General features: G+C 56.8%; 26 protein-coding genes and 1 pseudogene. 9 read left to right on the top strand and 18 right to left on the bottom strand.

What is annotated here, in order from left to right:
- Nucleotides 1–29 precede the first annotated feature (29 nt).
- From NTD81_RS17730 to NTD81_RS17670, 13 genes and pseudogenes are all read right to left on the bottom strand, one after another.
- Complete coding sequence (locus NTD81_RS17730; protein ID WP_262184044.1) at nt 30–236, bottom strand: hypothetical protein; 207 nt, start codon at nt 234–236, stop codon at nt 30–32.
- A gap of 202 nt (nt 237–438) precedes the next feature.
- Nucleotides 439–837 (bottom strand): hypothetical protein, encoded by a 399-nt coding sequence (locus NTD81_RS17725; protein ID WP_262184043.1) that lies wholly within the window; start codon nt 835–837, stop codon nt 439–441.
- 185 nt (nt 838–1,022) lie between these two features.
- Nucleotides 1,023–1,160 (bottom strand): annotated as a pseudogene (locus tag NTD81_RS21510) (type VI secretion system baseplate subunit TssF); the annotation flags it as partial.
- Nucleotides 1,160–1,783 carry a hypothetical protein gene (locus NTD81_RS17715; RefSeq protein WP_262184041.1) on the bottom strand — a complete coding sequence of 208 codons (624 nt, stop codon included), beginning with the start codon at nt 1,781–1,783 and terminating at the stop codon, nt 1,160–1,162. The pseudogene NTD81_RS21510 and the gene NTD81_RS17715, both read right to left, overlap by 1 nt.
- Before the next feature lie 2 nt (nt 1,784–1,785).
- Complete coding sequence (locus NTD81_RS17710; protein WP_262184040.1) at nt 1,786–2,676, bottom strand: glycine zipper family protein; 891 nt, start codon at nt 2,674–2,676, stop codon at nt 1,786–1,788.
- Nucleotides 2,673–3,197, bottom strand: a complete 525-nt coding sequence (locus NTD81_RS17705; RefSeq protein WP_262184038.1) for a PAAR domain-containing protein — start codon at nt 3,195–3,197, stop codon at nt 2,673–2,675. The genes NTD81_RS17710 and NTD81_RS17705 overlap by 4 nt, the downstream gene beginning before the upstream one ends.
- 10 nt (nt 3,198–3,207) lie before the next feature.
- On the bottom strand, nt 3,208–3,612 hold the full coding sequence (gene tssE, locus NTD81_RS17700) for a type VI secretion system baseplate subunit TssE (RefSeq protein ID WP_262184037.1): 405 nt from the start codon (nt 3,610–3,612) through the stop codon (nt 3,208–3,210).
- Nucleotides 3,613–3,618: 6 nt separating this feature from the next.
- Nucleotides 3,619–5,097, bottom strand: coding sequence for a type VI secretion system contractile sheath large subunit (tssC, locus tag NTD81_RS17695; RefSeq protein WP_262184036.1), 1,479 nt, complete (start codon nt 5,095–5,097; stop codon nt 3,619–3,621).
- Nucleotides 5,098–5,129: 32 nt separating this feature from the next.
- The gene (gene tssB, locus NTD81_RS17690) at nt 5,130–5,627 is read right to left on the bottom strand and encodes a type VI secretion system contractile sheath small subunit (protein WP_262184035.1); all 498 of its coding nucleotides are present in this window, start codon (nt 5,625–5,627) and stop codon (nt 5,130–5,132) included.
- A 52-nt stretch (nt 5,628–5,679) separates the two neighbouring features.
- Complete coding sequence (gene tssA / locus NTD81_RS17685) at nt 5,680–7,239, bottom strand: type VI secretion system protein TssA (RefSeq protein ID WP_262184033.1); 1,560 nt, start codon at nt 7,237–7,239, stop codon at nt 5,680–5,682.
- A 423-nt stretch (nt 7,240–7,662) separates the two neighbouring features.
- Complete coding sequence (locus tag NTD81_RS17680) at nt 7,663–8,574, bottom strand: D-hexose-6-phosphate mutarotase (RefSeq protein WP_262184032.1); 912 nt, start codon at nt 8,572–8,574, stop codon at nt 7,663–7,665.
- 555 nt (nt 8,575–9,129) lie between these two features.
- Nucleotides 9,130–10,065, bottom strand: coding sequence for a hypothetical protein (locus NTD81_RS17675; RefSeq protein WP_262184031.1), 936 nt, complete (start codon nt 10,063–10,065; stop codon nt 9,130–9,132).
- Between the two features lie 227 nt (nt 10,066–10,292).
- Nucleotides 10,293–10,694, bottom strand: a complete 402-nt coding sequence (locus tag NTD81_RS17670) for an acyl-CoA thioesterase (RefSeq protein ID WP_262184029.1) — start codon at nt 10,692–10,694, stop codon at nt 10,293–10,295.
- Nucleotides 10,695–11,002: 308 nt separating this feature from the next.
- Between NTD81_RS17670 and NTD81_RS17665 the strand changes: the two genes are divergently transcribed.
- The 7 genes from NTD81_RS17665 (at nt 11,003) to NTD81_RS17635 (ending at nt 19,861) form a co-directional block, all read left to right on the top strand.
- Complete coding sequence (locus NTD81_RS17665) at nt 11,003–11,986, top strand: phosphate ABC transporter substrate-binding protein PstS family protein (protein WP_262184028.1); 984 nt, start codon at nt 11,003–11,005, stop codon at nt 11,984–11,986.
- 153 nt (nt 11,987–12,139) lie between these two features.
- Nucleotides 12,140–14,425: an ABC transporter permease subunit gene (locus tag NTD81_RS17660; RefSeq protein WP_262184027.1), complete on the top strand. Its 2,286-nt coding sequence runs from the start codon at nt 12,140–12,142 to the stop codon at nt 14,423–14,425.
- Nucleotides 14,426–14,440: 15 nt separating this feature from the next.
- A complete protein-coding gene (pstA, locus tag NTD81_RS17655; protein WP_262184026.1) occupies nt 14,441–16,111 on the top strand; it encodes a phosphate ABC transporter permease PstA in 1,671 nt (556 codons plus the stop codon).
- Nucleotides 16,112–16,173: 62 nt separating this feature from the next.
- A complete protein-coding gene (gene pstB, locus NTD81_RS17650) occupies nt 16,174–17,007 on the top strand; it encodes a phosphate ABC transporter ATP-binding protein PstB (RefSeq protein ID WP_262184025.1) in 834 nt (277 codons plus the stop codon).
- A gap of 71 nt (nt 17,008–17,078) precedes the next feature.
- Nucleotides 17,079–17,810: a phosphate signaling complex protein PhoU gene (phoU, locus tag NTD81_RS17645; RefSeq protein ID WP_262184024.1), complete on the top strand. Its 732-nt coding sequence runs from the start codon at nt 17,079–17,081 to the stop codon at nt 17,808–17,810.
- 130 nt (nt 17,811–17,940) lie between these two features.
- Nucleotides 17,941–18,849: a response regulator gene (locus NTD81_RS17640; RefSeq protein ID WP_262184023.1), complete on the top strand. Its 909-nt coding sequence runs from the start codon at nt 17,941–17,943 to the stop codon at nt 18,847–18,849.
- Nucleotides 18,850–18,961: 112 nt separating this feature from the next.
- Nucleotides 18,962–19,861: a peptidoglycan DD-metalloendopeptidase family protein gene (locus tag NTD81_RS17635; protein WP_262184022.1), complete on the top strand. Its 900-nt coding sequence runs from the start codon at nt 18,962–18,964 to the stop codon at nt 19,859–19,861.
- 43 nt (nt 19,862–19,904) lie between these two features.
- On the opposite strand, the gene NTD81_RS17630 is transcribed toward NTD81_RS17635, so the two are convergent.
- From NTD81_RS17630 to NTD81_RS17610, 5 genes are all read right to left on the bottom strand, one after another.
- Nucleotides 19,905–21,245, bottom strand: coding sequence for a hemolysin family protein (locus NTD81_RS17630; RefSeq protein ID WP_262184021.1), 1,341 nt, complete (start codon nt 21,243–21,245; stop codon nt 19,905–19,907).
- Between the two features lie 70 nt (nt 21,246–21,315).
- Nucleotides 21,316–22,623, bottom strand: coding sequence for a phosphate regulon sensor histidine kinase PhoR (gene phoR / locus NTD81_RS17625; RefSeq protein WP_262184019.1), 1,308 nt, complete (start codon nt 22,621–22,623; stop codon nt 21,316–21,318).
- A gap of 38 nt (nt 22,624–22,661) precedes the next feature.
- The gene (gene phoB / locus NTD81_RS17620) at nt 22,662–23,351 is read right to left on the bottom strand and encodes a phosphate regulon transcriptional regulator PhoB (protein ID WP_262184017.1); all 690 of its coding nucleotides are present in this window, start codon (nt 23,349–23,351) and stop codon (nt 22,662–22,664) included.
- A 126-nt stretch (nt 23,352–23,477) separates the two neighbouring features.
- A complete protein-coding gene (gene ubiA / locus NTD81_RS17615; RefSeq protein WP_262184014.1) occupies nt 23,478–24,371 on the bottom strand; it encodes a 4-hydroxybenzoate octaprenyltransferase in 894 nt (297 codons plus the stop codon).
- A 45-nt stretch (nt 24,372–24,416) separates the two neighbouring features.
- Nucleotides 24,417–24,971: a chorismate--pyruvate lyase family protein gene (locus NTD81_RS17610; RefSeq protein WP_262184012.1), complete on the bottom strand. Its 555-nt coding sequence runs from the start codon at nt 24,969–24,971 to the stop codon at nt 24,417–24,419.
- Between the two features lie 165 nt (nt 24,972–25,136).
- Between NTD81_RS17610 and NTD81_RS17605 the strand changes: the two genes are divergently transcribed.
- Nucleotides 25,137–25,304, top strand: coding sequence for a rubredoxin (locus NTD81_RS17605; protein ID WP_262184011.1), 168 nt, complete (start codon nt 25,137–25,139; stop codon nt 25,302–25,304).
- 34 nt (nt 25,305–25,338) lie between these two features.
- Nucleotides 25,339–26,487 carry an FAD-dependent oxidoreductase gene (locus NTD81_RS17600; RefSeq protein WP_262184009.1) on the top strand — a complete coding sequence of 383 codons (1,149 nt, stop codon included), beginning with the start codon at nt 25,339–25,341 and terminating at the stop codon, nt 26,485–26,487.
- Nucleotides 26,488–26,662: the final 175 nt, after the last annotated feature.

The following is a 26,662-nucleotide window of genomic DNA, read 5'->3' as shown; positions in this document are numbered from 1 at the left end:
TATTCACTAAGCCAATCCCAAAGCGGAATTCAGGCCGGAGGCAAATTGGCAAAATAGCTACCAACTAACTCAAGCAATGGAATAGACATCAGACACAAAAAAACTAAAGCTCTATACCATTTTGCATTTCTAATCCCAGCAAACAGACCGCTCATCGCCACAACAAAACATATAGTTGCCAGGGCACCAAAAAGATCACTATCCGCCAATACTGCCAAATAACTTTTAAGGCTCATTATTTTTTAAGCCCCATGAAGTTTTGGTGATATAAACGGCTTGAGCAACAATATCGCCCTGCATCAAGATTTCTGGTGATTGCTGCTCAGTTTTGAACGTATGTCTGACATGAAGGTCTAGGTCGACTAAGTCAGGCCTGACAAATATGTCATGTCCAGCCATCACCACTAAAGAGTCTGAGATTTTATCTGCGTGGCACATTTAATTAATGTTCCCAGCACTACCGTTAGCGCTAATTGGCAGTGAACCATTAGTGATGATCGTATTGGCTTGAATGCCGTTGTTTGTTGTAAAGAAGATGACTGAAAATGCAGCGAGCAATATAAATATGAAATTTGTCCAAAGGGTTGCGCGCCAAGTGTTTTTAGTGGCTATGGCTAAGCAGAAAGCAAGCATTAAGTTAATTGGAATAATGAAATAGAAAAACAAATCCAGCTGCATGACGCCACGGGTCTCGCCTTCATAAAGTTGTCCATGGTTAAATATTTTCGCATAAATCCTGTATGCTGGTTCCGCAATGAAGATAGAGTTTATTATCAGTAGCGCAATGCCTATTAATAGTACGGAAAGTAATAGTCTGAGGAAATTTATTCTAGCCATTATTCTATTTCCCAAAATAGCACTTCACTCGAACGACGTAGGTCAGACATGCTTACATAGGGCAGGTGTTCAGAAACTCTAGAGAAGGTTTGGCGAATAAAGGTAAATACAATACCTATGCTCGCTAGTTCATTTTTGTTCCACAGATCTATATGGTCGACAGAGCGACCATTTTCCCCTGAGACTTCCAGCAACCGTTCCACATCTAGATCGCGCCACGCCTGGCCTAGGAATTGCGCCAACGCCGGGCTACGCTCTGAGAAGCGTTTACCCAGGTGGCGCAGAGCCGTGAGCTCGCGTTCGTAGTAGTGGTTGAAGGACATCAGATTGAGGACTCCCTATCGTCGGTGGCAAAGGCCTCTTGCAGTTGTATGTATTCACGCCAGGCTTCGGGGTAATCGGGGTTTAACAGCCAATTTTTGCGCTGCTCATGAGTTAGGCTCTGCCAATAAGGCCACCAATAGCTCTGCCACCAGTGCTCCAGCTCACCCTGTAGGCTCCCAAGCACACTTGCATCGACCGTTGGAAACGCTAGCCATGGGGCTGGCGGGGATACATCGGTTAATGCATGTAACAAGCGAGAGCTATTAGTGATCAACAAAAGTGAAATCCCTTTTCCAAGGGCAGCACTTTGAAGGGATACAGCCTCTGCTCCATTCCTATAGGTGTGGAAGTCTCCGCTCGAAAGCGCATCAGTGAGGCCTAGATCGGCTATTAGCTGCTTTACACGAGCACAGGCATCAGTACTCACATGTATGTTCATCGAGTAAGCCCCAAGACCGGCAGAAGTCAGGTCTGTCACCTTGGGGTAGTCTTCAGCGCTGTTGAAATCTTCGCGCTCTTCAACTGGATAAAAGGCTCGTAACGAGTCCAGTTCGTTATCAACAGCTTGATTTCGAACTTGCTGTGGTGAAGGCTTTTTACGGAAATATTCGAAAAAGCTCATGCCTAATTCTCGTATATATGATCGGCGACCCAGTCGGCCCCGAAGTAACCGGCAGCTCCAAAAAGGATACCGCCAACTAAACCTGTAACGATTAGTCCGGGGCCTGTCTCCACGCCCAAAGCAGCTCCAGCCACGCCGCCAATTTTAAATCCAGCCCATGCCGATCCCCATCCGCCAGCCTGACGAACAAGCTCTGCATTTATGGGCTTTGTATTTCCAATCCGGATTGACTCCTGAGAGGCAGCGGTGAGGTCGTAAGCTGTAAAAGCTATTCCGACTACTTGGACGACACGGGCAGCTCTTACAAATCCTTGTGTGACACTCAAGGAACCAGATGTGAACACGGCTTTGGCCGGAACTTTCTTGCCTTCAATTAATACTTCTTTATCTACGTCGCCGACATAAGCAGCAATCTTGTCGATGCGTTTGGTTAGGTGAGGATGTTTAGTTTTGTACTGAGCAAGATCCCGCAGGATTTCATCTGTTTGAACCAGTCGTGCTCCAGACTGCTGAGCCTTGTGGATGTCGATGAAGATACTGCGGCCGTCAAAGCGTGGAGAACCTTCAGGGAAAATAGAACTGGTCGAAATAAATTGGGACTGATTTTTACCCAGCACATGTTCAGCGATACTGAGATTAGCGCCAGGTTTTTTGGGCATGAGACCGTAATGTTCTGGGCGAGTCTCTGAAAGCATTTGCAGAGGAGAGAGCTGCATATTTCTTAAGTACGGACTTTTACCAGAGGCATAAATCTTGCGAACCAGAAAACCGTCTTTTCCTGGTTCTTCAACAATGACAAAGAAGAAAGCCCTTGTTGGCATCAAATAACCTGGAAGGTCTTTGAGTGAGCCGCTTTGATTGCTAGTCTCGGCCTTACACTGATAGGGGGTCATTCTTGCCCCCACATTTCCAGAGCATGTACCCCAGTCGATACTTCAAGTTCTTGCTTATCTTTAGTGAAGATACGAGGAGTTTTACCGGATTGGTCAGTAAAACCTTTATAAACACGTCCATGTCCATCTCTGATGTGGTAAGGCACTCCGGCTATAGGCTCTCCAGAATCGGCGATGATTCGGAATTGTTCATCAAAACCCGGGAAAACCACTGGCACCGGAGGCACGAATGGCGCCGGCGTATGCGCCGTACCAATAATCACCGTCCCCGAACCGCTCACCACCACGTTGCCGTGACTACCCACCGTGCCGACCGTGGCCGCTGGTTTGCCATTGATCAGCACATTGCCAATCACATTGCTGGCCATTGCGCCGCCACAGGCCGAAGGGTCGCCTTGGCGGGCGGCTGGGAGGCTGTCGAACAGCACGTTAGGCGAGCCGGCGCTGATCGGGTTAATGCCGTGGCCTGACTTGGGGCAGTCGGTGGGGTCGCTTAAGCGGGCGGCGGGTTTACCGGACATGTGAAGCTCCTTAGTTGACCTTAACTTGACCGCTGCCATCCAGGCTGGCGGCGAAACTGACGTGGCGGCGCAGGCCGTCGACCTGCAGTAATCCTTCAATGGCAAAGGTCAATTGCAGCGGGTTGTTATCGCGGGGCAGGGAGATCACCCGCACTTCACTCAAGCGTGGTTCGTACGCTTCGATAAAGCGTTCGATAGCGATACGCGCCTGTTGCAACGAGTCGTGTAGCGACAGGCGCATATCGTTGAGATCGGGCAACCCGTAGTCGGGCAGCGTTTGCACACTGCCCGCCCGGGTGCTGAGCATCTTGGCTAGATGGGCAGCCACTGACGCCATGACGGCCACCTCGGGGCTCCAGCCAGCACGTTGGCTGGCTTCGCCGCTGAGGCGTTCAAATAGGCTGCCGTAGTTCACCGATGCTTATTCCTTGTCCAGCTTGCCAACCAAGGACAGGGTGAAATCCGCACCCATGTACTTGAAGTGCGGACGCACGTTGAGGTTGACGCGGTACCAGCCCGGCTCACCTTCCACATCACTGACCAATACCTGGGCTGCGCGCAGCGGGCGACGGCTACGCACTTCGGCGCTTGGGTTTTCTTGGTCGGCGACGAACTGGCGAATCCACTTGTTGAGTTCCAACTCGAGGTCAGTGCGCTCTTTCCACGAACCGATTTGCTCGCGCTGCAGCACTTTCAGGTAGTGGGCCAGACGGTTGATGATGAACATGTACGGCAGCTGGGTGCCGAGCTTGTAGTTCAGCTCTGCGTTTTTGCCTTCTTCGCTGATGCCGAAGAACTTCGGCTTCTGCGCCGAGTTGGCGGAGAAGAACGCGGCGTTGTCGCTGCCTTTGCGCATGGTCAGGGCGATAAAGCCTTCGTCAGCCAGCTCGTATTCACGACGGTCAGAAACCAGGACTTCAGTCGGGATCTTGGTTTCGATCTCGCCCATGCTTTCGAAATGGTGCAACGGCAGGTCTTCTACCGCGCCACCGCTTTGTGGGCCGATGATGTTCGGGCACCAGCGGAACTTGGCGAAGCTGTCGGTCAGACGGCTGGCGAAGGTGTACGCGGTGTTGCCCCACAGGTAGTGCTCGTGGCTGTTGGCGACGTTCTCTTTGTAGACGAAGGTCTTGACCGGGTTGTCTTCTGGGTCGTAGGGGTTACGCAGCAGGAAGCGCGGCACGGTGAGGCCGACATAACGCGCATCTTCTTGCTCGCGGAAGCTCTGCCATTTGGCGAACTGCGGGCCTTCGAAGTGATCCTTGAGGTCTTTCAGATCTGGCAAGCCGGTGAAGCTTTCCAGGCCAAAGAATTTCGGACCGGCAGCAGCAATAAACGGCGCGTGCGACATGCTGGCGACGCTGGCCACGTATTGCAGGGTTTTGATGTCCGGCGAACTTGGGTCGAAGAAGTAGTTGGCAATCAGCGCGCCCACTGGCTGGCCACCAAACTGGCCGTATTCAGCGGTGTAGATGTGCTTGTACAGGCCCGATTGAGTGATCTCCGGGCTGTCTTCGAAGTCATCAAGCAGGTCTTGCTTGGAGGCGTTGATGATCTCCAGCTTGATGTTTTCGCGGAAGTTGGTGCGATCCACCAGCAGCTTAAGACCACGCCAGGACGACTCCAGGGCTTGGAATTCGGCGTTGTGCAGAATCTCGTCCATCTGCCGGCTGAGCTTGGCGTCGATCTCGGCGATCATGCGATCGACCAGGGCTTTTTTTACCGGCTCGTTTTCGTTCTGCGGCTTGAGCAACTCTTCGATAAAAGCCGACACGCCGCGCTTGGCGATGTCATAGGCTTCGTCGTCGGGAGTCAGTTTGGTTTCAGCAATAATGCGGTCCAGAATCCCCGCTTCAGCTGTTGTGCTACTGGTGCTTTTTGCGGCGGCACGAGTACTCATGAAATAGCTTCCTTGTTAAGTAGTTCAGGCGATTACAGGTCTTTGCCGGTCAGGCCTAGTTCACCGAGTACGCGGTCACGGGAGTCGTCATCCGCCAGCACGCTTTCGATCGCTTTGCGGAAGGCTGGGGCATTACCCAGTGGGCCTTTGAGGGCTACCAGGGCGTCGCGCAGTTCCATCAGTTTTTTCAGTTCCGGTACTTGTTCAACCACGTTGGCCGGGTTGAAGTCCTTCATCGAGTTAATACGCAGCTGTACCGGCAGGTCTTCGTCGGCAGCGTCGTCTTGCAGACGATTCGGCACGCCGAAGGTGAGGTTCAGCTCTTGCTTGGCGAGCACTTCGTCAAAGCTGTTTTTATCGATGCTGATCGGCTTGCGATCTTCGATTTTGCGTTCGTCAGCGCGTTGGGTGAAATCGCCCAAAACCACCAGCTTCAGCGGCAGTTCGATTTCTTCCTGAGCGCCGCCGGTAGCTGGCTTGAAGGTGACGTTAATGCGTTCTTTAGGGGCTACCGAGCCTTCTTTGGCCATGGTCGTTCTCCTTTACGATGATGGCCCTGAGGCCTTATGGCGCTTGCACGCCTTAATCCAGCACCACCTCTAAATCGAGGTGGCACAAGCGGTGATAAATCTCTTCTTTGCGTTCGCGCACGGCATTGTTTTGCGGCAGCAGTTCGCAACAGCTGTGCAGCAGGCGCAGCACTTCCAGAGTCAGTGCCGGCTCCCAACTGGCAAGGCCATTGCCTTGCAGCACTTGGTCGAGGGATTCGAGCTGGCTCTTGGCCAAGTCATATTTTTTTGCGCCGTAGCACAGGCGCGCCAAGCTCAGTTGCCATTGCAGGCGTTCACGTCCGCCATTAGCGCTGGCCAGACCTTGTTTGAGCTGCTGCACGGCGCCTTTCAGGCCGCTCTTACGCTGCTCGACCAAGGCGTGTTCCAGTGCGATTTCCCAAGGCGGGCTGACGCCTTCGCTCTGCTCTTTGGGCGCTTCTTGGGTGGGCGCCTGTACATGCGGCAACACGTGGCTAATCAACCAAGCGCGAGTTTGCGCATCGGCAAAGGCGCTGCCGTCATGGAAGCGCAATTCTTCAATACCGCTCATGCGTTGCAGGAACAGCGCCAGTTGGATTTCCACCTCGCGCATCGCTAACTCTGCATTGAGGGCTTGCAGGCATTGCCACACCAGGTGCTGGCCATCCAGCCAAAAGGGTGCGCGGGCGATGCTGGACTCTAGGTCGACGAGCAGGTCGCTGTAGTGACCGCCTTCATAGCGCTCTTGGTAGCTTTTTAGCTTGTCGATGGGGACGCCGCGCAGCGCGGTGATTTGCTCGGCATTACGCTCCGGCAGGCTGTCGATGGGCAGCCACAGCAGGCAGCGGGCTAGGCGCAGAGCACGCAGGTCGGTGGCTTTTTGGCGTAGCCAATAAGCACATAACGGGCGGGCATGGTCTTGTAGGTTACGCAGGGATTTATGGGCTTCTTTCTCGCTTTCCACCGGCGTACTGGGGGCGAGGATCTGACTGGCGACTTGTTTAACCTGAGCGATGGCCGCACTGACGGTGCTCGGTTCCGCTTGGCTTTGACTCGCACGCTTGACCATCTCATCAAGGCGTCGGCACAGCGGTAAAAGTAGGGGGGCGTCTTCGCCGAGTTGTTCCCCCAGGTAGCCTTCCAAGGTCCGTAGCTGTTCGGCGAGGCTGCGAAATAACGGCAACTGCTCACCGACTGGCACATGTTCGGCGAGGGCCTCCTCCAGTCGAGGAATCAACCAAGAAATCGCCGCCGCACGAGTACGTGCTTTACGCGGATACAGATCGACCCAGTGGTTGAGGCACAGGTAGTGCAAGAGGCTAAAGCCGGCCTGCAAACCGGCAAAGGATTCACGCTGATACAGGCCCCAGACCAACCAAGCGGCTACGCGTAAATCCTTAGAGTGGGAGCTGAGTAACGCCTCGCTGTCGCTGCGCACTTTCTCCCAGTCAATTGCTGCCGTTTCATGCACCGCGCTGGCTTTGCCCAGCTCATTTTCAAGCGCTTCAAACTCCACGGAATAACGCACATCGGCACCGGCAAAGTTGTCCTCATTAATAGGAAACTTAGCCACATGCAGGTAGTGGGCGGTGAGCTTGCTTGAATAGGTCATTGCATGACTCGATTTTTTCTAATTGGCAGTGTTGGTCAGGATCTAATCGAAAAATACAGATTGAGTTAGTCAAACTGGCACAAAAAAATTACTCCCGTCAATGTGCGCAACATATTGCGCAGCTAACTTTAGGAATTTTCTTAGAGGCCGATTAATTGCTGACAAGCCGCTCTATCACTGTGTTTTTAGGGGGTTGGGCTTATAAGGATAGTGCGAGCGTACATTCCCTAACTGTGGGCTTTTGCCGGGATAAACACAGGGGATTAAATAAGTAAGGAATGTACGAAATGCATATCTAGCTTTGTAGGACATAGCTTACTGGCCAATTAACATTAATTGGCCAGTAACTATTAGTATTTAGGACTGGATGTTTTTCAGTGTGAATGATCGGGTGCAGAAGATATTTAGTTAAGTCACTAAAAATTATCCGGAAATTACCCCGCTTGATATCTCTAGCGCGAGGCAATGCTCAGCACCCGGCACGAGTTTTTGAACGTCCTTGAGGACATTTGCGTGCTCGATACACAGCATCCCTTGCCAGTCGTTGTAAGCGAATTGCGATAGGCGTTTGGCCTTCTCGATCCAAGGGTTCCACACAATCGCAGAGGCACTTGCGCGGCTGACCAAGGAGATTTTGCGATTCCACGCTGCATCGACAATGTGCAACTGGGCTGGGGTATTTTGATAAATGCGGTCGGTTTCGCCGGTGAAATCCACTGCCCCCTGTTGCTCAAAAATCTGCCAGTCGGCGAGGGTGTCGACGTACTCACAGCCTTCCAGGCCCTCGATGCTCACCTGACGAATATCGCTGACGGCAAAGTAGGTGTGCAGTGCTTGGCTAATGGCCAAAGTCGTGGTGCCTAAGTTGCGGGTGATAAGCTCGATAGACAGATGCTCTGCGCTTAGGCGCACGCGCAGTGTGAGCTCGGCGGCATGGGGCCAGATGGCGAGTGGCTGGGTTTGGCTGTTGAAGCTGAACTGCAACAGCACGCTATCAGCCTGCTCCTCGATCTCGCCCAGTTGCCAATCAAGGGTGCGCACCAAACCGTGAAACGGAGCCTCTTGGCCTGGCGTAACCATCGCCTGCACCGCTTGCGGGTTACCCTGCAGCGCGCCGAACCACGGCCAGCACACCGGCACCCCGCCACGAACGCCTTGGCCGCGCTCATAGGCGGCTTGGGGGCTCAGCCAGATCACTGGGGGCTGGCTCTGGCTTTGCCGGTAACTGAGAATCTGCGCGCCTTGCTGGGTGATCAAAAGCTCACTGCCTGCCACTCGTACCCGCCAGCAAGCGAGCTCGTGCAGTTGGATGGCTTCAACTTGGGGGCCGCTCATGCTGTTGCTCCAAACCGATAAGAAAGCACCAAGGTTAACCCTTGGGCGCGGCGGGCGTTAAGTCATAACGAGGGCAAGTGGCTTTAGGTGAAGGAGGCGAGTGCTAATACGCTTGATGACCTCAGACTCTTACCTGTGGATCTAGCGTCTGTAGGAAAAGTGCCTGCGCTTGATCATGCCTTGTTAAAACTCGCTGCTAATGATTTGCCACTCGTAAACTCGGATGGGCTCTCAGTCAGTTACCCAGCGATTTTTGCCTTGCTTGATCTTTGCTCATGATCTTCGCTAGGAGACTGTTCGCCCATAGCCTAAGTACCAGCGAGGAAGAAGTTTTGGGGGGGTTATGTGTTAGGTGTATCCAGTGAGTTATGCCTCACCAGCCGGCGCTGATCAGCGCTTGGGCGATACAGCGAGTGCTATAAAAAATCAGGCCCCAACAGTTGGGGCCTGGGTTTTCTTAAGCGTTACTTAGGTCAGGATCGCCAGCAGAATAATGATTGGGATTGGGATGCCCAAGAACCACAGCAGAATCGATTGCATAACTAGCTCCTTTGATTAACGCGCGGTGTGGTTAAAGTCATCGCGGTAGCGCGCGGACTTGGTTGCAGCCAGGCTGGCGACAAACGCCCCAATCAGCAGCGAGATAAACAGCCACAGGGCGGTATAAGCCGAGGCTTTACGCGCTTGATCAGCGGCCTCACGGGCTTTGTGCTGCAGGTCATCGAGCTTGGCCTTGAGCTGGCCAAAGGTGTCATTTACGCGCTTGGTCGCTTCGTCGCTGCTGAGATTGGTGCGTTGGGCGATTTGCTCGCCGAGGTACTTCGCATCGGCTTCACTGAGCGCGCCTTCTTTGAGCGAGGTGGCGAAAATGCGCGTGACCTCGGCCAGCTCCTCCGGACGTGGTGGTTTGCTGGAGGTGATGCTGACATCCGCTTGCGCATTCGCTTTACGGTACAGCGAGTCAACGTAATAACCGAAGTAATCATTGTCCGCGGCTTCTGCCCCTTTAGCTGCGGCTGCACCGCCTGCCGCCACCGTGGCTGCTGCGCCACCGGCAATGCTGGCGCCGGCGCTGACGGTGCTACTCACTACGCTGCTCAGGGCCGAGCTAAATAAGCCCGCCATGAGCAAGGTTGCTAGGGCCCAGGCGAGAAAGCCGTGGGCACTGTCGCGGAAGAACACTTCACCCGTGTCCACCCCGTGCCAGCGGCTGCGCAAACGCCCGGCGATAAAGCCGCCGAGGCCGGAGGCGAGGATCTGAGTCAGGGTTATCCACAGGATCGCGCTGATGCCAATGGCCGCAGCACCCGCGCCGGCATCACTCCAGGGCGAGACTGAGCTGAGGCCTAGGCCGGTACCGAGGATAAACAGTATCAGGGTCAGAGCGGTGGCGGCGACGCCCCCGGCAATAATGGCTGCCCAAGATACGGCGCTGTTTTCAACTGCGGGCGCGCGCGTAGCAACGGCAGATGGATCGAGAGTTGGGTTCATAGTTGACCTCAATTTTTGATTTTTAGGTACAACGCAAGGCAGCCGTATCTATCGACTTAAGTAATGGAGGAGGTGGCTAATACTTTTGTTGCATTCCGTTCGTCCGACAATCAGTCAGAGGCAGCAGGCCGGTGGGGCGGCAAAAGTGTTGTGCTGGCTAGGTGCTAGATGCGCAAACGCCGGCGCAGGGCCGGCGTTTAACGAAAGACGGGAGTGCTAGGAGGAAATCAGCGACGAGCGGGCACTGAGCGGGTGCGGCCAGTGCTGTCGATGGCAACAAATACAAAGACGGCCTCAGTGACCTTACGCCATTCACTGGACAGCGGATCATCGCTCCACACTTCCACCAGCATCTGGATCGAACTGCGGCCCACTTCGAGGGTTTGCGTATAAAACGATAGCTGCGCACCCACTGCGACCGGCACCAAGAATGCCATGCGATCAATGGCTACGGTGGCGACGCGGCCACCCGCTACCTTGCTGGCCATGGCGGTGCCGGCCAGATCCATCTGCGACACCAGCCAGCCGCCAAAAATATCGCCGAAACCATTGGTCTCGCGCGGTAATGCGGTGATCTGTAATGCCAAGTCGCCTTGCGGGATCGGATCTTCCTGTTCGTAATCTTGCATTGGATAGGCTCGTGCGCAGTTGTTTTTATTGGCGCATGCCGGGTGTATGGGGGCGCTAATCCAGTGGTTCAGCGACGCTCGCGCATAGACCCAACAAGTCCGCGGGAGTGCGAACCGGCCGAGTATATCCACTCACCGGGCCGAGGGCGACTAGGACAGAGGGTCACAGGGCGTAATTAAGCCGGGAATGACGTTTTTATTCAGGCGGCGTCTCAGTCATCTAACTGTCACATTGAGTTCATACAGTGTTCACATGGCCTACCAATACTTGGCCCGTCAATCCAACACTAAAACTCTGGGAGTAAGGCATGAAACTGAAGCGTTTGATGGCGGCCATGACGTTTGTCACCGCTGGCGCAGTGAGCGCCACCGCGCTGGCTGCTGTTGATCCGGCAATTCCTGGCTACAGCAAAACCACCGGGGTGTCGGGCAACTTGTCCAGCGTGGGTTCCGATACCTTGGCCAACCTGATGACTCTGTGGGCCGAGCATTACAAAAAAGAATATCCCAACGTCAATATTCAGATTCAAGCAGCCGGCTCTGCCACTGCGCCCCCCGCGCTGACGGAAGGCACGGCTAACTTGGGGCCAATGAGCCGCAAGATGAAGGACACCGAACTGGCTGCCTTCGAGCAAAAGTACGGCTACAAACCAACCGCAATTCCAGTGGCTGTGGATGCCTTGGCGGTGTTCGTGCACAAGGACAACCCGATTCAGCACCTGACCATGGAGCAAGTTGATGCGGTGTTCTCCTCCACCCGTCTGTGCGGCGCTAAAGACGACGTCAAAACCTGGGGTGACCTGGGCGTGAAGGGTGATCTGGCGAGCAAGCCGGTACAGCTGTTTGGCCGTAACTCGGTATCCGGTACTTACGGTTACTTCAAGGAAGAAGCCTTGTGCAAAGGTGACTTCAAGGCCAACGTCAACGAGCAACCAGGCTCCGCCTCGGTGGTGCAGTCGATCAGCTCGTCGCTGAACGGTATCGGTTACTCCGGCATCGGCTACAAAACCGCTAGCGTGAAAACTGTGGCGCTGGCGAAGAAAGGCAGCAGCGAATTTATCGAAGACACCGAAGCCAACGCCCTGAGTGGCAAGTATCCGCTGTCGCGCTTCCTTTACGTCTACATCAACAAGGCGCCAAACAAGCCACTGGCTCCGCTAGAGGCTGAGTTCATCAAGCTGGTGCTGTCCAAGCAAGGCCAGGAAGTGGTCGTCAAAGATGGTTACATCCCGCTTCCAGCCAAAGTCGCTGCTAAAGCATTGGCTGATCTGGGTCTGAAAGAAGGCGCCTAAGCCCTCGGCTGATCGCGTTGTTGTGTCTGGCAGGGGTCGTTGTTCGGCCTCTGCCGCCTGAATTCCATGCCGTCGCCAGCAATGCTCGGCGGCGGCTTTGTCGCGTCACTGTATTGTCATCTTTCTGTCATGCAGGGCCGCTAGGGTATGTCCATGAATGATTTGGCTAATACCACTATGACTACCACTGCTACCACCAAGCGGATTGACTTCAACACTCCAGAGCTACGCCGCAAGCGTCGTATCCGGGCTTTCAAAGACCGCTTTACCCGGTGGTACGTGCTGGTGGGTGGTTTAGCCGTCTTGGCGGCAATCACCCTGATCTTCTTCTTTCTGGCCTATGTGGTTGCGCCTTTGTTCCAGGGCGCTGAGCTGGAGGCTAAGCAACCATTAACCCCTGCGTGGATGGCGGATGCCGGCAAGCCGCTACTGCTGTCCATCGAAGAGCAGAATCAGGTGGGCCTGCGTATTTCCGATCAAGGTCAAGCGCAGTTCTTTGCCATCGACAGCGGCGCGAGCTTGCGCAGTGTCGATCTGCCGATTCCGGCTGGTGCCACCATCACTGCCATTGCTAAAGATCAGCCCGGCAGTACCTTGGTCGCCATCGGCTTATCCAACGGCCAGGCCATAGTGCTGCGCCACAGTTACAACGTCACCTATCCCGATGGTAAGAAGACCATCACCCCTGCGATTGAATACCCTTATGGCACCGAGCCGCTGCAACTCGGTGAGCAAGGGCAGGCGTTGCAGCACATCAGTCTGAATGCCAGTGACTCCTCATTGATTTTGGCTGCCGCCAATGGCGCGCAACTGCATGTGTTGCAAATCAGTCGCGAGGAGAACCTTATGACCGGTGAGGTCACGACTGAGCAAAAGCGCATCGAACTGCCGCAGATGACCGAAGCGGTGCAGAGCATCTTCGTCGATCCGCGTCAGCAGTGGCTGTATGTCCTCGACGGCAGGGCTCAGGCTGACGTGTTTAACCTGCGAGATAGCAGCCTCAATGGTCGCTATAAGCTGCTGGACGATGCTGATGCGCAGGTCACTGCCAGTGCCCAGTTAGTTGGCGGTATCTCGCTGATTATCGGCGACTCCAAAGGTGGTTTAGCGCAGTGGTTTATGGCTCGCGACAGCGATGGTGAACCGCGCCTGAAACAGATCCGCACCTTCCAAATGGGCACGGCCGCTGTGGTGCAGATCAGCGCCGAAGAACGGCGTAAAGGTTTTGTCGCCTTGGATGCCAGCGGCGAATTGGGGGTATTTCACAGTACTGCCCAGCGTACCTTGCTAGTCGAGCCAGTGGTCGACGGCCAAGGCTTGTTCGGTTTGTCGCCGCGGGCCAACAGCCTGTTGGTTGAAGCCAATGGTCAACTGCAGCCACTGCACCTGGATAACCCGCATCCCGAGGTTTCCTGGAGCGCGTTGTGGAGCAAGGTGTGGTACGAGAACTACGATGAGCCAAAGTACATCTGGCAATCCACTGCAGCCAACACTGACTTTGAACCCAAGCTGAGCTTGGCGCCGCTGACCTTCGGCACCTTAAAAGCTGCGTTCTACGCCATGTTGCTGGCTGCGCCTTTGGCGATCGCTGCGGCCATCTACACCGCCTACTTTATGGCGCCCGGCATGCGCCGCAAGGTTAAACCGGTAATCGAGTTGATGGAGGCGCTGCCAACGGTGATCCTCGGCTTCTTCGCCGGCCTGTTCCTCGCGCCTTACGTCGAAGGCCATTTGCCGGGGATCTTCAGCCTATTGCTGCTGTTGCCGGTGGGCATTCTGGTCGCCGGTTTTGCTTGGAGTCGTTTGCCTGATTCGCTGCGCTTGAAAGTGCCGGATGGTTGGGAAAGCGCGATGCTGATTCCGGTCATTCTGCTGGTGGGCGCGCTGTCGCTGTACATGAGTCCGTTTATGGAGAACTGGTTCTTTGGCGGCGATATGCGCCTGTGGATCTCCAACGACTTAGGCATCACCTACGATCAGCGCAACGCCTTGGTGGTCGGTTTGGCCATGGGCTTTGCGGTCATCCCCAACATCTATTCCATCGCCGAAGACGCCGTATTCAGTGTGCCTCGTGGCCTGACGCTAGGCTCCTTGGCCCTCGGTGCGACGCCGTGGCAAACCCTGACCCGGGTGGTGATTCTCACTGCCAGCCCAGGGATTTTCTCCGCGCTGATGATCGGCATGGGCCGTGCGGTGGGGGAAACCATGATTGTACTGATGGCCACCGGCAACACCCCGGTCATGGAGATGAACCTGTTTGAGGGCCTGCGCACTCTGGCGGCCAACGTGGCGGTGGAGATGCCGGAGTCCGAAGTGGGTGGCAGTCACTACCGCGTGTTGTTCCTCTCGGCCTTGGTGTTGCTGTTGTTCACCTTTTTGATGAACACCCTGGCGGAGCTGATTCGTCAGCGTCTGCGCAAGAAATACTCGTCGCTTTAAGAAAGGTAGCAGTCTGTGAAGCAGAACTCCCTAAAACACTGGTTTAAGAGCGGCGCCCCGGGTGTGTGGATCAGTGGTGGCGCGGTGTCCATCGCCGTCATCATGACCATAGGCTTGTTGGCGGTCATTGCGGTACGTGGCCTTGGCCATTTTTGGCCGGCTGATTTGCTCCAAGCCAGTTACCAAGTACCCGGACAAGCCAACCATGTGGTGGTTGGCGAAGTGGTGCAGAAAGAAGAAGTCCCCCGGGCCCGTCTCAAGAGCGCCGGCTTGCCGGTGCCTGAGCAAGGCCCGGAGTTTATGACCCGCGAATTGATCAAAGTGGGTAACCGCGATCTTAACGGCAGCGACTTCAGTTGGGTGGTTGGTGAGTGGCTCAAAGAGCAGCACTATCCAGAACAACTGATGGCCCTGGAGCGCCGCGAGTGGGGCAATTTCTACGGCTACTTGATCAACATCAAACAAGATGGTCAGGTGGTGGCCGAAGGGGATAAGGCTTGGCCTGAACTGCAAGCGCGGATCGAGCGGGTCAATCAACTCGCCGCTGAGCTAAAGAGCCTAGAAAAATCCGATATCGGCGCCATTAACGCCGGTCTTGAACGCCTGCGCTTGCAGGGCCGCAAGTTGGAACTCAGTGGTCACTTGGACGCCGCCGCGCAAGCGGATATAGAGGCCGGGCGTGCGGAGTTGAACGCGCGCTATCAGGCTATTGAAGCGCGTTTGGGCGAGCTGCATGCTCAGTTCAATCGCGATAGTCTGACTGCCCGCGATGCCAATGGCCGAGAGCTGGAAATCAACCTTTCGAAAGTGATCCACGCCTATCAGCCCAATGCCATGGGTGCCGCCACCAAGCTGGGTTTCTACTTCAGCAAGGTGTGGGAATTCCTCAGCGATGACCCCCGTGAAGCCAACACTGAAGGCGGCATCTTCCCGGCGATTTTCGGCACGGTGATGATGACTCTGATCATGGCCATGATCGTGACTCCCTTTGGTGTATTGGCGGCGGTGTACCTGCGTGAATACGCCAAGCAAAACGCTCTGACCCGGGTCATCCGTATCGCGGTGAACAACCTCGCCGGGGTGCCGGCGATTGTCTATGGCGTGTTTGGTTTGGGCTTCTTCGTTTATGTGCTGGGCGGCTCGCTGGATCGCCTGTTCTTCCCCGAAGCTTTGCCCGCGCCGACCTTCGGCACCCCTGGCCTGATGTGGGCCTCGCTGACCCTGGCCCTGCTTGCCGTGCCGGTGGTGATCGTTGCCACGGAAGAAGGCTTGGCGCGGATTCCCCGCACGCTGCGCGAGGGCTCTTTGGCCCTTGGAGCAACTAAGTCCGAGACGCTGTGGAAGATCGTTCTGCCCATGGCCAGCCCGGCAATGATGACCGGCATGATCCTCGCTGTGGCCCGCGCCGCTGGTGAAGTCGCGCCGCTGATGCTGGTGGGGGTGGTCAAGCTGGCGCCGTCGTTGCCACTGGATGGCAACTACCCGTATTTGCACTTGGATCAAAAAATCATGCACCTGGGCTTCCATATCTACGACGTCGGCTTCCAGAGCCCTAACGTCGAGGCTGCCCGGCCTTTGGTGTACGCCACGGCACTGTTGTTAGTGCTGGTGATCGCCACGCTGAACCTGTCAGCGGTATGGATTCGTAACCACCTGCGCGAAAAGTACAAGGCGCTGGATCATTAATCCGCTGGCTGCCCCGCCCACGCTGGGGCAGCCGCAACGAATTGTTAGTGTAGGAGTCTGCCATGCAGCACGAAGCACATGCCCGCGCCATTGATATGAGCGCCTTGGGCCGCGAACGCCAAGGTTTGAATATGAGCAATGAGACGGTGGCCATCGACATCCCTGGCCTGAATCTTTACTACGGCGACAAGCAGGCGCTTTACGATGTGCAGATGACCGTCCCCAAGCAGCGTGTGACCGCTTTTATCGGCCCCTCGGGCTGCGGTAAGTCGACCTTGCTGCGTACTCTCAACCGCATGAATGATCTGGTTGATGGCTGCCGTGTTGAAGGCGAGATCAATCTCTACGGCCACAACATTTACCGCAAGGGCGAGGACGTCGCCGAGCTGCGTCGACGAGTTGGCATGGTGTTCCAAAAGCCCAACCCTTTCCCTAAGACCATCTACGAAAACGTCGTGTATGGCCTGCGCATTCAGGGCATTAACAAGCGGCGCGTGCTCGATGAGGCGGTGGAGTGGGCGCTTAAAGGCGCGGCGTTGTGGGATGAGGTGAAGGATCGACTGCACGACTCGGCTCTGGGCCTCTCTGGCGGTCAGCAGCAGCGTCTGGTGATCGCGCGTACCATCGCCGTAGAACCTGAAGTGCTGTTGTTGGATGAGCCTTGCTCGGCCCTCGACCCGATCTCGACGCTGAAAGTTGAAGAGCTGATTTACGAGCTTAAATCCAAGTTCACCATCGTTATCGTGACCCACAACATGCAACAGGCGGCGCGGGTTTCTGACTACACCGCGTTTATGTACATGGGTAAGCTGATTGAGTTTGGCGATACTGACACGCTGTTCACCAACCCAGCCAAGAAACAAACCGAAGATTACATCACTGGGCGCTACGGCTAAGCGGCCCAGCGTAGCGCTCGGACATTTAGCAAGGCGGCAAGACTTATCACCAGTTCTCCAAGGGTTTGCACATGATCAACAAAGACAACCTCACTCAGCATATCTCCCAGCAGTTCAATGCCGAGCTGGAGGAAGTGCGCAGTCATCTGCTGGCCATGGGCGGGCTGGTTGAGAAACAGGTTAATGATGCCGTCACCGCGTTGATTGATGCGGATTCGGGGCTGGCGCAGCAAGTGCGTGAAGTCGACGACCAGATCAATCAGATGGAGCGCAATATCGATGAAGAATGCCTGCGCATTCTGGCGCGGCGTCAGCCAGCGGCTTCCGATCTGCGTTTGATCATCAGCGTATCCAAGTCGGTGATCGACCTTGAGCGCATCGGTGATGAAGCCACCAAAATCGCCAAACGCGCTATTCAACTGTGCGAAGAAGGCGAAGCGCCAAGGGGATATGTGGAGGTGCGCCATATCGGCGACCAAGTGCGCAAAATGGTGCAGGAGGCGCTGGATGCCTTTGCCCGTTTCGATGCCAACTTGGCCTTGTCGGTGGCGCAATACGACAAGACCGTCGACCGCGAATACAAGACCGCCCTGCGTGAACTGGTCACTTACATGATGGAAGACCCACGCTCGATTTCCCGCGTGCTCAATGTGATTTGGGCGCTGCGCTCGCTGGAGCGTATTGGCGATCACGCGCGCAATATTGCCGAGCTGGTGATCTACCTGGTACGTGGTACTGACGTGAAGCATATTGGCTTGAGACGCATGCAAGAAGAGGTCGAAGGGCCAGGCAAGGACAATTAACCTTGGCTTAAAGCCTTGATTTAGAGCTTTGTGTTGGTCTTTGTGCGAGCAAAATCTACTTAAATGTATTTCAGTTGGCCTTTGGCCACTTCCCGTGTCTATGCTTAGGCCAGATCAACGGGAGTGGCCGATGAGTAAGATCAGTGTGCTGGTGGTGGACGACGCGACCTTTATTCGCGATCTGGTGAAAAAAGGGTTACGCGACAACTTCCCAGGCATTCAAACCGAAGACGCGGTGAATGGCCGTAAGGCTCAGCAAATGCTGGCCCGACAGTCTTTTGACCTGATTTTGTGCGACTGGGAAATGCCCGAGATGTCGGGGCTGGAATTGCTCAGTTGGTGCCGTGAGCAAGACGAGCACAAAAGCACGCCATTCATTATGGTCACCAGTCGCGGCGATAAAGAAAACGTGGTGCAGGCTATTCAAGCCGGTGTCTCCGACTTTATCGGCAAGCCGTTTTCTAACGAGCAATTAATCACCAAGGTCAAAAAGGCCCTGAGCCGGGTCGGTAAGTTGCAGGCGCTGCTCTCCAGCGCGCCGCCGAAGATGCTCAGCACCGGTGCCTATGCCAATGACTCCCTGGCGGCTCTCACTGGCGGTAAAGCTGCCGTGGTGAAAACCCCTAATCCCACCCCTCGCGCGGCCGCTCCTGGCGCTGCACCACGTGCGGCGAGTAAGGCGGCGGGCAGTGCCCCCAGCGGTCGCGGCCAAGGGCAACTGCGCTTGTCTTCGGGTGACGTCATGCCCTGTGTGATTAAGGCCATCAGCTTGAAAGAGGCGTTGTTGGTGGTGAGGCGAGGCGACCCACTGCCCCAGGTGCTCGATAGCGCAGTTCTGGATCTGGAGCAGGGCGAGGCGGCTGAGACGGCGCGGCTCAATGGCTATTTGCACGCCGTGGCAGCGTTTGAGCCGCGTCCAGATAGCGATTGGCTGCAGTTGAGCTTCCGCTTTGTTGATCAGGACCCGCAGAAGCTTGATTACATTTCGCGCTTAATCGCCCGTGGCACGGCGCAGAAACATTTTAGTCCCGGCGCATAGGTGCTCTGAGCAGTCTGCGAGACATCTCACAAGTCGACCGTCGTGGCTCGCGCCCTGCGCCAGTGGCTGCTAATCTCGCTAGCCCGTAGCTACTACTTATAAGACTAAGATCGTGAAGTTAGGGCGCTTACTGGTTTTCTGTGTTGTGTTGGGCTGCGCTGGTCCAGCGGCGGCACTGACCATCTACAAGTACACCGACAGCAACGGCGTGGTGACTTATTCCGATAAGGCCACGGCTGGCGCTCAGGTGTTTGTCTTTCGCGACCGTATGGTCGAACGTCTCGACGCCCAAGTGAAACTGGAAACGCAAAAGCACGCAGGTGGTGAAACCTTGCAGGTGCGCAATGATTTGTATGCGCCGGTGCAGATTGAGCTGCGCTTGAGCAATCTGGATAACGTCAGCGGCGCGCCGGACCAACCGATCCACTGGGTTCTGCCGCCGCGCAGCAAAATCCGTTTGGCCACCTTGGCCGCACGCGATATGGCCAAGCCCATGCGCTACACCCCGAAGCTGCGCTATGCCATGGGTGATCCGCGCACGCAGCCCAGCCAGCAGGCCTATCCGCTGCCTTGGCGTGGTGGGCCGTTCCGCCTGACCCAGGGCGCCAACGGTACTTACAGTCACTTCACTGCCAAAGGCCGTTACGCTTTAGACATCGCCATGCCCGAAGGCACGCCGATTGTGGCTTCACGCGCCGGTGTGGTGGTGCGGGTGGAGAACGGCCAGAGCGGGCGCGGCAATAATCCAGCCGGCAACTACGTGCGTATCCTGCATGACGACGGCACCATGGGCGTTTATCTGCATCTGCAAAAAGGCTCGGTGGTGGTCAGTGAGGGCAGCCGGATTCAGGCGGGCAGTCTGCTGGCGCGCTCTGGCAACACCGGCAATAGCACCGGGCCGCACCTGCACTTCGTGGTCCAGCGCAACGTCGGACTGGCGCTGGAGTCGATTCCGTTTCGTTTCGCCCAGCCGGTGGATAGCCTGCCCAACTTTGCGGTAGGCGGCGAGTAGACCAGCTGCGCCAAGCTCCGCAGGGCGCAGCCTACAACTTGGCTCAGCTGAGTTTGAGCACTTTGACTAAGACGATCTTTGGCCCTTTCATCTTCTTGATGATCACGCGCAGGCCTTCGACCTCAAGCACTTCCTCTTCTTCGGGCATCCGCTTGAGGCTGTCGTAGATCAGCCCGGCCATGGTTTCTGCTTCAACATGGTCGAGGTCGACATTGAGCAGGCGTTCGACCTTGGCCAGCGGGGTGTCGCCACGCACCAGCAACTTGCCGGGCTGATAGGCGAGGATGCCGCGCTCGGCCTTACGGTGTTCGTCCTGGATATCGCCTACGAGGGCTTCCAACACGTCTTCCATGGTCAGGTAGCCAATGACCTTGCCGTCGGCTTCTTCGACCAGCGCAAAGTGCGAGCCGCCTTGGCGGAAGTGCTCGAGCAGATCGAGCAACGGCATATGCCGGCTGACCCGTTCCACCGGGTGTAGCAGCTCAGCGAGGTTGATTTCCTGCGGGTGATGGTCGAGCAGCGACAGATGCAGCAGCAGGTCCTTGATGTGCAGCACGCCGACAAACTCGCCGCTGTCTTCGTTTTGCACCGGGTAACGGCTGTATTTGTGCCGGCGGATAACCCGGAACACCTCGGCGAGGGTCACTTGCTCGGGCAGGCTGACCAAGTCTTCGCGGGAGTTGGCCCAGTCCACCACTTCCAGCTCACCCAGCTCCACGGCCGAGGCCACCACGCGCATGTCCTGATCGCTCGGGTCGCTGGCGCGGCTGGAGTGTAGGATCAGTTTGAGTTCATCGCGGCTGTACGAGTGATCGTTGTTCTGCCCCGGCTCGCCTTGCCCGGCCAGGCGCAGGATGGCGTTGGCGCTGGCGTTAAGCAGGAAGATCGCCGGGTACATGGCCCAGTAAAACAAGTACAGCGGTACTGCCGTCCACAACGACAACAGCTCGGGCTTGCGAATGGCCCAGGACTTAGGCGCCAGTTCACCGAGGACGATATGCAGATAGGAGATCAAAAAGAAGGCGGTAAAGAACGACACGCCTTGCACCACCTCAGCGGACTGCACCCCTACCGAGTGCAGGGCAGGCTCCAGCAAGTGAGCAAAGGCCGGCTCGCCGACCCAGCCGAGGCCCAGCGAGGCCAAGGTGATCCCCAACTGGCAAGCCGAGAGATAGGCATCCAGTTTGTTATGCACGGTGCGCAGGATCTGCCCGCGCCAGCCGTTTTCGCTGGCCAGAGTTTCCACTTTAGTGGCGCGCAGTTTGACGATAGCGAACTCGGCGGCGACGAAGAAGCCGTTGAGCAAGACCAGGAACAGAGCGAATAACATCATGCCGATATCGGCGAAATAGCTGCTTGCGATGTGACTTGTGGAGGGGTCCATGGGGGATTCGGTTAGCTAATGAGCATTCAAGGTTGGCCGCCGCGGCATTATTTTGCAAGTAGCCTGACCATTACTCAGATGGCTGCACCACCTGTGAACTGGCGAAATGACAACTAAACGTGCTGCCCGAACCGAGGCGGCTAGTGACCTGTAATGTGGCGCGGTGGCGCAGTAGTACGTGCTTGACGATGGCCAAGCCCAAGCCTGTACCGCCGGTGTTGCTGGCGCGGCTGGAGTCGACCCGATAGAAGCGCTCCGTCAGGCGTGGCAGGTGTTTTTCCTCGATGCCCAAGCCGGTGTCCTGCACGCTCAGGTGAGCGCCCTGCGCATCGCCCCACCAGCGCACGTGGATCTCGCCAAGGTCGGGGGTGTACTTCACGGCGTTAAACACCAGGTTAGAGAACGCACTGCGCAGCTCAGCTTCACTGCCCTTGAGCTTGAGCGAGGGATCGGCGCTGAGACTAATCTGATGCTGGCGCTTGCCGGAGAACGCTTGGGCGTCATGTTGAATGGTCTGCAGCATGTCGTAGATGTTCACCGGCTGGTTGTCCGAGGGGTAGTCGGTGGCCTCGAGCTTGGCCAGCAGGAGCAAATCATTGAGCAGGTTTTGCATGCGCACACCTTGCTGCTGCATTTGCTGCAAAGCACGTAACCAGCGCGGCTTAACGTCATCGACGTTGTCCAAGAGGGTTTCCAGATAGCCGGCGATCACGGTCAAGGGGGTACGCAGCTCGTGGGACACGTTGGCCACGAAGTCTTTGCGCATCTGCTCCAGCTGATGCAAGCGGGTGATGTCGCGCACCAGCATCAGGTGCTCTTGGTTGCCGTATTGGGTGACCTGGAACTGCAGGCGCAGGCGATCACTCACCGGTGAGGGCAGCTCCAACGGTTCGCTGTAATGACTGCCTTCGAAGTATTCGATAAAACGTGGATCGCGCACCAAGTTGGTAATCTGCTGACCGCTGTCTTGTGGCGTTTTCAGGCCGAGCAACTTCTCTGCGGCCAGGTTCCACCACTGCAGGTTGCCGTCGCGATCAAGCATGATCACTGCATCTTTCAGGGCGGCGGTGGATTCCTGGACACGGTCGATCACCGCTTGCAAGCGGCCGCGCACTTTCTGGTCGCGGCGTTGCAGGTGATAGATGCTGTCGAAGATCTCGCCCCACAGGCCGTAGCCATCGGGCGGCGTCTCGTCACCTTGGCGGGTGTTCAGCCATTGCTGCAGGCGCAGCAGTTGGCGCAGGTTCCACAGCAGATAGCCGGCCAAACCCAGCACGAGTGCCCAGGCGTACTCGCCGCTGAGCAAACCCAGCAACAAGCAGGCACTGAGCAGCAACGCCAGGCGGCGAAACAGAGAGGCGCGCCAGTTGTGATTCAAAGAAGGTCCATCCGCCAGTCAATCCTTATGCTGGTGAACTAGCTCTTGGTGGAGAAACGATAACCGGTGCCGCGCACGGTTTGCACCAAGTTCTCATAAGCCTCACCGAGGGCTTTGCGCAGGCGGCGGATGTGCACGTCGACGGTGCGCTCCTCGACATACACGTTACCGCCCCATACCTGATCCAGCAGCTGGCCACGGGTGTAGGCGCGTTCTTGGTGAGTCATAAAGAATTGCAGCAGACGGTATTCGGTGGGGCCCATCTCAGCGGGTTTGCCATCGATGGTGACGCGGTGGCTGAGGGGATCGAGCTTGAGGCCGTCGATCTCGATCGGGCCGTCGCTATCAGCTGGGCCGGCACGGCGCAGCACGGCCTTGAGGCGGGCGACTAATTCACGCGGCGAGAAGGGCTTGGTGATGTAGTCATCGGCGCCGACTTCCAGACCCTGGATTTTGTTGTCCTCTTCACCTTTGGCCGTGAGCATGATGATGGGGATATCACCGGTCAGCTCATCGCGCTTCAGGCGCCTTGCCAGTTCAATGCCGCTGGTGCCGGGCAGCATCCAGTCGAGCAGAATCAGGTCAGGTTTGCGGTCAACAATCAGGGCGTGGGCTTGTTGTGTGTTCTCTGCTTCCATGCAGTCATAGCCCGCCATTTCTAAAGCAACCGCGATCATCTCGCGGATTGGTGCTTCGTCATCGACGATCAGAATGTTTTTGCCCACCATGGCTTTAGCCTCAAGTCATCTCGTTTTAATGGTCTGCATTAGATAACGAAATTATTGCAGCTATATGACAAACACTCGACCGCTGGCCAAAGGCTATTGCTGTCTTTGCCGATCTAGAGCGGCGCGCTAGGCGCGTAGGGCGTACTCCAGGACTAGGCCCACGAAGATCGCCAAGCCGGCCCAGTGGTTATGTAAAAAGGCTTGGAAACACACCATCGGTTCGCGTTTGCGGGTTTGGTAAAATTCCCACAGGAAGCACCCAGCCGCCACCAGCAGGCCTAAGTGAAAGTACAGCCCCAGCTCGAAGCGCGCTGCCGCCAGCAGCAGGCAGACCAACGCCAAGCCTTGCAGGCTGAGGATGATGATGCGGTCGGCGTCGCCGAACAGAATGGCCGTGGATTTGACCCCAATCTTCAGGTCGTCTTCGCGGTCAGCCATGGCGTAATAGGTATCGTAGCCCACGGTCCACAGCAGGTTGGCGATATACAGCAGCCAAGCCGCGGCCGGCAGTTGGCCGGTTTCGGCGGTGAAAGCCATGGGGATACCCCAGGAGAAGGCCGCGCCCAACACCACCTGTGGATAAAAGGTGAAGCGCTTCATAAAGGGGTAGCAGGCCGCCAGGGCTACGCCGCCGAACGACAGCCAAATCGTCGCGCTATTCGTGAACAGGACTAAGACAAAGCTCAGGGCGATCAGCACGGCGAACAGGATCAGCGCCTCGCGCGAGCGGATGACGCCGCTGGCCAGGGGGCGTGCTTGAGTGCGCTTAACGTGGCCATCGAATTTACGGTCGGCGAAGTCGTTGATGACGCAGCCGGCGGCCCGCATCAGTACGGTGCCGACGACGAAAATGAGCAGATTCTTCCAGCTTGGCATGCCCTCTGCGGCAATCCACAGCGCCCACAAGGTTGGCCACAGCAGCAGGTAAATGCCGATGGGTTTTTCCATGCGCATCAGTTGGATGAAATCCCAGGCGCGCGGGTGTAGACGATTCAGTGATTGCAGTAGGCGGGTATACATCAAGCGCGTCTCCAGGCGAGGTGCGGCGATTATAGCGGCGTGCAGCTAACTCAGGGACACGCCGGCGGCAGGCCAGAAGCTGGGTAAGAACACCTCGGCGACCAGCACCGCCAATGGCCCCCGGCTAAAGCTGGAGCGCCGCGCCCACAGCCCTTCTTGTTGATCGGGGCTAGGCAGCCAAGCTGCCGGGTAACGGCAGACCTGCAGCTCTCCACGGGCGAAGGCTTGGTCGCTAAACAGCAACTCGCCCAACGAGCGATTTCCCAGCTCGGCTAAATCCAAAGCGGAGTCTTCTAGGGCGCTACGCGCGGCGACACTGCGGGCAAATACCCAAGGCTGATCGTGGCCGCACAAATACACCTCGCGTACCCAACCGCTGCTGCCTGCAGCTACGCCCAGCACTGCACATTCATCGTCACGCAGCGGCGCCCAGCCTTGCAGTAAGGGCACCACGCTAAAGCCGTTCGCGGAGAGTTTGGTTAAGCGGCGGGTCAGCGAGTCCTGATTGAACAGCCACTGCCACACCTCGGGAACGGGGGCAGGTTGCAGGGCGGCGGCGGTTAACCAATTAGGCGACATGGCGAAGGAGGCGTGGGGCACGAGCAGCATTCATCTGTAAGCGACAAGCCGCGAGTCTATCACGCTCTATCGCGGCGCTCGGTGGGCGGCTGTGGTTTGTACAAGAAAGGTACAGCGCCTTGGCGCATCTGCACAGATACGTTAGCGTGCGCGGCACAAATAGCCCTGTGATGGCCTGAGGTGATAATGAAAAAGTGGCAGTGTGTGGTTTGCGGACTGATTTATGACGAGCGTGAAGGCTGGCCTGACGATGGCATCGCTCCTGGCACGGCCTGGCAGGATGTACCTGAAGACTGGTTGTGCCCCGACTGCGGCGTGGGCAAACAAGATTTCGAGATGATTGAGATTGCTTAAGAGCCTGTGTGGCGTTGCGGTTTAAGGAGTGGTTATGAGTGCACCTGTAGTCATTGTCGGCAGCGGTTTGGCCGGCTACAACCTGGCCCGCGAGTGGCGCAAGCTGGACAACAGTACGCCGTTGCTGCTGCTCAGCGCCGATGATGGCCGCTCCTACTCCAAGCCGATGCTGTCCACCGGCTTTGGCAAAAATAAGCAGGCCGATGAGCTGAGCATGGCTGAAGCGGGCGCCATGGCGGTGCAACTGAATGCCGAGATCCGCACCCACAGCCGTGTCACTGCTATCGAGCCGCAGCACAACTGCCTCTGGGTGGGTGAGGAACGTATCGTCTATCGCGACTTGGTCCTGGCCCTAGGGGCCGAAGCGGTGCGTTTGACCCCGGCCGGTGACGATAGCGCTGAGCTGTTTACCGTCAACGATCTGCACGACTACGGCCGCTTCCGCCAAGCCGTCGCCGGTAAACAGCGCGTTCTACTGCTGGGCGCCGGTTTGATTGGCTGTGAGTTTGCCAATGACTTGCTGCTAGGCGGTTATCAGGTCGATGTGGTGGCGCCGAGCATGCAGGTGATGCCGGACTTGCTGCCGCCACCTGCGGCGGCGGCGGTGCAGGCGGGGTTGGCGTCTTTAGGTGCGCGCTTTCACTTAGGCCGTCTGCTGAGCAGCGTGCGGCAGGCCGGCGCGGGCTATGTCGCGCAACTGTTCGATGGCACTGAGGTGAGTTGCGATGTGCTGCTCGCCGCCGCTGGCTTGCGCCCCCGTACTGAGCTGGCCCAAGCCGCGGGCTTGGCGGTAAACCGCGGCATTGTGGTCGATCGCCAGCTACGCAGCAGCCAAGCACATATCTATGCCGTAGGTGATTGTGCGGAAGTAGCGGGGCTCAATCTGCTCTACGTGATGCCCTTGATGGCTGGCGCCAGGGCGCTGGCGCAGACCTTGGCGGGCAATCCGACGGCGGTCAAATACGGGCCGATGCCGGTGACGGTGAAAACTCCGGTGTGTCCGGTGGTGGTCTCGCCGGTTCCGGCTGGTATGCAGGGTGACTGGACAGTCGAGGGCAGTGGCGCCGACATCAAGGCACTGTGTCATGACGGTCAAGGCGCCTTGCTCGGATACGCCCTGACCGGTGCCGCTGTGCAGGAGCGTCTGGCCCTGAATAAGGCCTTGCCAGCGCTATTGGCGTAATTAGCCGAAGTTATGTCGCCCTTGTCACAAAGTTAGTCGTTTTAATTGTTGGACAAGGGTGGCGCGCTAGAGGGAGTCATGCCATCCTCAGATCTGTTAGCCGCAGATCAGAGCAGTCGCGGCGCGTTGGTATCTGCTCATGCAGAGCAGCCCCCGGACACTAAAACAAAAACGT

Source organism: Pseudomonas sp. 5P_3.1_Bac2, from assembly GCF_025465995.1.
GTDB lineage: Bacteria > Pseudomonadota > Gammaproteobacteria > Pseudomonadales > Pseudomonadaceae > Aquipseudomonas.
This window is presented reverse-complemented; position numbering and strand designations above follow the sequence as displayed.